We start from the raw sequence: 5210 nt of genomic DNA on the forward strand, positions 1-5210 counted from the left end.
CTATCCCCTACAAGCGAGAATCCCATTTCATTTGCTCTGGCCACGATCGCTTCAGTGGAGGCTACTGTTTCCCAGCAACCTAAATTCCCGCAATAACATTTCTTTCCGTCAATCTGGACAGTCATGTGTCCCAATTCGCCGGCAGAGTAATCACGTCCTCTGTAAATCTGCCCATCGAACATTATCCCGCAGCCGATTCCTTCAGAGACATAGACGAACGCAACATCTCCCACAGAAACCAGAGAAGGGTTGTTCCATTTCTCTGCAATAAGCGAAAGGTTAGCTTCATTGTCAAGAAAAACGGGATAACGTCTGGAAAGCCTTTCTCGCAGAACAAGATCCTTCCAGCCGAGATGAGGTACGTAAACGATCCTCGAATTCTCAACGTCGACAATTCCTGGAACGGAAACTGAATAGCCGAGAAACCTTGACTTGGGAATATTTCTTGAAATCATGTATGTCTCTGCAGAAAGCACTTTCATGAATTCATCGTAGTCGTGAGGGGTACTGAACTTATTGACGACAGACACTGAACCGTCGAAGAAGCCCTTGCCTACTACAGTTTCTTCGACTCCAATATCTATTACCACTGACATGAAGGCCTTCCTGTTCAATCGAAGAACAATCGCTTTCCTTCCTATACGGCCAGTATCTTCGGCCTTGATCTCTTCGCAAAGACCCGTAGAAAGGAAGTCTTTGATTATCTTTGTCACAGTGCTGGGATTTAGACCAGATGCGATCGCAAGATCCCTTCTCGTCGTCACAGGACTCTTCCTCAATAACTGAAGAATCAGCTTTCTATTAGATCTTCCAATGTTTTCTGAATCCAGCTTCTTACCGACCAAGCTGAAATCCCCCTTTCTAGTATAGCTTACTACCAATTTCGGTTTAGAATAAATCTCAACAGAAGCATTTACAGGCGGTTGTTAAGGAATATCACTCTTAACTTGTCTCTTCCTAATTTATTTATTGCCGCAAAAAAATGAAAGAGTTTTTCACTGTTGGTATCCTCTGATAGTTCTTATTTAGCTGCCTGAGAACAATTCAACCTTATTGCATGACAATTCTAACAGAGGTAAAGAATGAAGACACAGAAAAAGACCATGTTTTATCAAGAACAAATGATGAGAAACAATCGGATGAGCATTCTCGTTCCAGTGCTTACTTCTCTATCGCTAACTGCCTCAATAATTTACTTGGATGATCGGCCAAGGGTCGTCAGATTAGTTGAGAAGGATCCATGAATGCCATGCCGCAGGAATAACTGTCTTCCTTCAAATACTATGCAGTGACTTGTCTAGTATAATCTTAAGTGAGAACGACAGAGGGAGGTCTTATTCATGCTGCTAGGGAAGATAAAGTACATCGATTGGCCGTCCTACGATTTTCTACTTAGTATTATGAGGGTCAACTGCAACGATATGATAATAGGAGCGTATAAGGACCAGGATTTTGTTGAGCAATTCAAACCTGATGATGAGATTATCGATTGGGTAAATGAGACGAAGAGATCTCTTCCCTCGGACATTGAGGAACTTCTCCAGCGTTTCTTTGATTGTGAAACATATTTTGGAGCAGGCACATTTGCTCTGATCCAGGAACGAAATATTGAGAGCCCCGAAGAGTTCATCGATGCCCTGAAGCAAGCTTCTGAGAAGAGCATACTCGGGCGTTTCCTTAGGACTGGATTCGGTTCGGACATAAAGGAAAGAGAGGATTCTCAGTTTGAAGAGCTGATAGAGAAACTCACCCTGGACGAGAAAGAAATGTTGCTCTTCATAACTAGGAGCACAATCTTCTCATCCGTTCAGAAAGCAAATCTCCTTGAACTGCTTGAAAACCCGTCTCAGACAAAAGAGGATCTCTTGTATCTGTTTGAATGGTTCCTGGAAAATGTTTTCAATAAGATCAGGAATGATGTGAGGAAATCTAACCAGAAGTATCTGAGATTGCTCGAAAGACATGTTCAAGAGGATGGGACATCATATCTTGAAAGTCTGAATGTTGTGAGTCTTTTTGATGTTCTTGAAACAGTCACTACTCTGGAACTAAGTGTCTCTCCCTTTCTTGGTCTCGACCAGGCAAGCCTGATGATCAATAAAGACAGATATCTTTTCATCCTTGGATACGACAGGGTGGAGATTCCCTTTAGAAAGAAGGATGAGCGACTGGAGTGTATCGATGTTTTTGATGCTCTGGCAGATAGAGAAAGGCTTGCGATCCTTAGAGAACTTACCAGGGAGCCCAACCGCCCGGTTTCTCTTGCTAAGAAACTGAAGATTTCTGCAGGGAACCTCAGCAATCATCTAGAAAAGCTAAAGAAGGGAAGATTGCTGGAGAGTGTTTACGATGGTAAACATGTTAAGTATGCAGTCAAGTCCGAAAAGATAAGAAGACTGGTTAATGAATCGCTGGACAAATTGCTGGAAGAAGCCCTAGATAAAGGTAGAAGAAGAAATCTCTTTTTGCTGAAGCAAGCGGGGCCCAAAGGCCCCGCAGAATCTAGGAGTCATCAGTCGGTGAAATCAATGAACATCTCCATAAAAAGCTCTGTATTCTCTACTATTACACTATGACCACATTCCTGGAGGACCCTCACTTCGATGTTCTTGACGAGTTTTTCAAATCTCCTTGCCATCTCCTCGGAGATTATCTGATCAAGTTTTCCAACTATCACGAGGTGAGGTACTTCCGTCTTTTCCAGCTCGTCACTGAAATCATATTTTTCTAGCGCCCTGGCATTTTCAACAAAACATCTTTCATCCATAAGAAGAGCATCATCTACAAGGCGTTCAAGAAAATCATCTTCTTTACGCGTAGGCATCACACCCATGAGCGCCTTTTTGAGAAGCTCTCTGTTTCCTTTGTACATCTCCAGGTAAGGATAAACTTCTTCCGGAGTGATCAATCCGTCTGGCGGAGCCGGGTCTACCAAGACTACCCTATCGATCAGATCGGGTCTCTTTGTGACGACGCTTTGAGCAACTGCACCTCCCAAAGAGTGTCCAACGAGAACAACTCCGTCCGCTTCCATTTCAAGTATGAAATCAATCACATAGTTCGCATAATTATCAATGCTGATTTCTTCCAGTCTGTCGGATCTGCCAAAACTCGGCAGATCAATTGCATAACCTTTAAACCTCTGAGGCAAGATTTCTAGAGAAGGCTCGAACCAGGTACTTGAAGCAAAATTCCCATGAACGAAGACGACTGGAATTCCTTCAGAACCTACAGTCTCAAGATAGAAGATCTTCTTGTCCACTATCCTCGCATAGTTTTCAGCAATCATTCTCTTCATTTCTAACTCCCTCCTATCTTGCATTGAAGTTTCTCTTTCGTCATCCTTGATATTAACATCCATGAATACGAATGAAGCATTATCTTCAATACCGTCTGCAAAAACATTTTCTGCCAAAAAAGCGCAAACTGAAAACGAGAGAACTACAATGATTGCCACAAACCGCCTCTTTTGCATCTCCGTTCATCCCCAAACTACTCTTGTATCACAAGCCGAGATAAGAACGTTTGACATGTTCGTTGTGCATCAGATCATCGGCGTTGCTTTCAATCGCAAGGGTACCGTTCTCAATAACGTAACCCCTGTCTATGACCTTCAAACCCTGTCGAACATTCTGTTCCGAAAGGATCATAGATACTCCTTCGGACTTTATTACGGAAAGCTTCTCGAAGAGCTCGGAAACTAAAGAAGGCTGAAGTCCCACAGAAGGTTCGTCAAGAATAAGCAGCCTTGGAATTGCCATTAGCGATCGGCCGACAGCCAACATTCTTTGTTGTCCTCCGCTCATCGTTCCAGCTAACTGATAAGCGCGTTCCTTCAGGATCGGGAATATTTTGAAGACAAACTCCAACCTCTCGTCGACTCTGTCTCTTGCCTCCTTGATATACGCGGCTCCGATTTTCAGGTTTTCAAGAACCGTCATTATTGGGAACAACTCACCGTCTTGCGGAACTACCGAGATCCCCTTCCTCACAATCGTGTGAGTTTCATAGGGAAGAAGGGACTCGCCTTCAAAGAGGATTTCTCCTTCTTTCGGTTTCACAAGACCGATTATGGAATTTATCAAAGTTGTCTTTCCCGCTCCGTTGGGACCAAAAAGGCCAACTGCCTCCTTTTCGACTGAGAAAGAAAAGTCCGAAATAACTTGAATTCTTCCGTAAGAAACGTATAGATTTTTGACTTCAAGCATCAGGCATCCTCCCCCAGGTAAGCTGTGATAACGTTGTGTTGCTGCGAGACTTCACTGTACGGACCCTCTGCCAGTATTTCGCCTCTATCCAGAACGACAACTCGCTCTGTGATCTCCCTTATTACGCTCATCACGTGCTCGATAATGCAAATCGTCACACCAGTATTCCTAATCTTCCTGACAGTATCTATCATCTCTCTAGTCTCATCCATGTTCAATCCAGACATCACTTCATCAAGGAAGAGGATTTTCGGATTCGTGGCCATCGCTCTTGCAATTTCTATTTTCTTTATCTCAAGCACAGTTATCTTATCAAGGGTTTCCCCTGGCTTGGACAAACCGATTGTTTCGCAAAGCTTCAATGCACTTTTTCTACTCTCGTTTAGCTTTTCGCCCTTTCCAAAGAGACCGCCTATCATAACATTTTCAATCACAGTGAGGTTCTTCAGTGGTCTTGCAATTTGAAAGGTTCTTGCAATGCCAAGATTGCATCTCTTGTGAGCGGGAAGAAGAGTAATATCTGTTCCATCAAACACTATCTTCCCCTCGCTAACAGTGTGAACACCGGATATTAGGTTTGTCAGAGTTGTCTTTCCTGCTCCATTTGGCCCTATCAGGCCAAGTATTTCGCCCTTCTGGACCTCCATCGTTACGTTGTTAACTGCGACAAGTCCACCGAAGCGTTTTGTCACTCCTTCAACTTTGAGTATACTCATCTTATCGTTCCTCCAGACGGCGTTTTCTTATTCCAAAGAGATCTTTTAAAGCACCATACACACCGTTAGGCATGAAAAGTACGACAACAACGATAATCACTCCATAGATTATCAAATGACCGTAGGGCATAATTAGCTTCAAATACTCTGAGGAAAGACCAAGAATAACTGCGCCAAGGACCGGTCCGATCGTCGAATAGATTCCTCCTACCAGGGCCATTGCTATTGGAAGAAGAAGATAGTGAGCTGAAAAGCTGCTCTCCGGATACACAAATCCGTACTGAAG

The 5210-nt window shown here is 43.5% G+C and carries 6 protein-coding genes; 1 reads left to right on the forward strand and 5 read right to left on the reverse strand.

Going from position 1 to position 5210, the window contains the following annotated elements; all coding sequences use genetic code 11:
• A partial coding sequence (locus ENN47_11655) for an ROK family transcriptional regulator (protein HDP78805.1) occupies positions 1-845 on the reverse strand: 845 nt, incomplete at its 3' end.
• 495 nt (positions 846-1340) lie between these two features.
• Between ENN47_11655 and ENN47_11660 the strand changes: the two genes are divergently transcribed.
• A complete protein-coding gene (locus ENN47_11660) occupies positions 1341-2576 on the forward strand; it encodes an ArsR family transcriptional regulator (GenBank protein ID HDP78806.1) in 1236 nt (411 codons plus the stop codon).
• Here ENN47_11660 and ENN47_11665 read toward each other — a convergent pair.
• The 4 genes from ENN47_11665 to ENN47_11680 all read right to left on the reverse strand — a co-directional run.
• Positions 2513-3298 carry an alpha/beta hydrolase gene (locus ENN47_11665; protein HDP78807.1) on the reverse strand — a complete coding sequence of 262 codons (786 nt, stop codon included), beginning with the start codon at positions 3296-3298 and terminating at the stop codon, positions 2513-2515. The genes ENN47_11660 and ENN47_11665 overlap by 64 nt on opposite strands.
• 205 nt (positions 3299-3503) lie before the next feature.
• Positions 3504-4208, reverse strand: a complete 705-nt coding sequence (locus tag ENN47_11670) for an ABC transporter ATP-binding protein (GenBank protein ID HDP78808.1) — start codon at positions 4206-4208, stop codon at positions 3504-3506.
• Complete coding sequence (locus ENN47_11675; GenBank protein ID HDP78809.1) at positions 4208-4924, reverse strand: ABC transporter ATP-binding protein; 717 nt, start codon at positions 4922-4924, stop codon at positions 4208-4210. Before ENN47_11675 ends, ENN47_11670 begins: the two co-directional genes overlap by 1 nt.
• A gap of 1 nt (position 4925) precedes the next feature.
• Positions 4926-5210: branched-chain amino acid ABC transporter permease (locus ENN47_11680; protein HDP78810.1), on the reverse strand; the 285-nt coding region annotated here is incomplete at its 5' end.

Source organism: Mesotoga infera (assembly GCA_011045915.1).
GTDB lineage: Bacteria > Thermotogota > Thermotogae > Petrotogales > Kosmotogaceae > Mesotoga > Mesotoga infera_D.

Coding starts and splice junctions, on each gene's coding strand:
- ENN47_11660 (HDP78806.1), top strand. CDS start 1,341: ATGCTGCTAGGGAAGATAAAGTACATCGATTGGCCGTCCTACGATTTT.
- ENN47_11665 (HDP78807.1), bottom strand. CDS start 3,298: ATGAAGAGAATGATTGCTGAAAACTATGCGAGGATAGTGGACAAGAAG.
- ENN47_11670 (HDP78808.1), bottom strand. CDS start 4,208: ATGCTTGAAGTCAAAAATCTATACGTTTCTTACGGAAGAATTCAAGTT.
- ENN47_11675 (HDP78809.1), bottom strand. CDS start 4,924: ATGAGTATACTCAAAGTTGAAGGAGTGACAAAACGCTTCGGTGGACTT.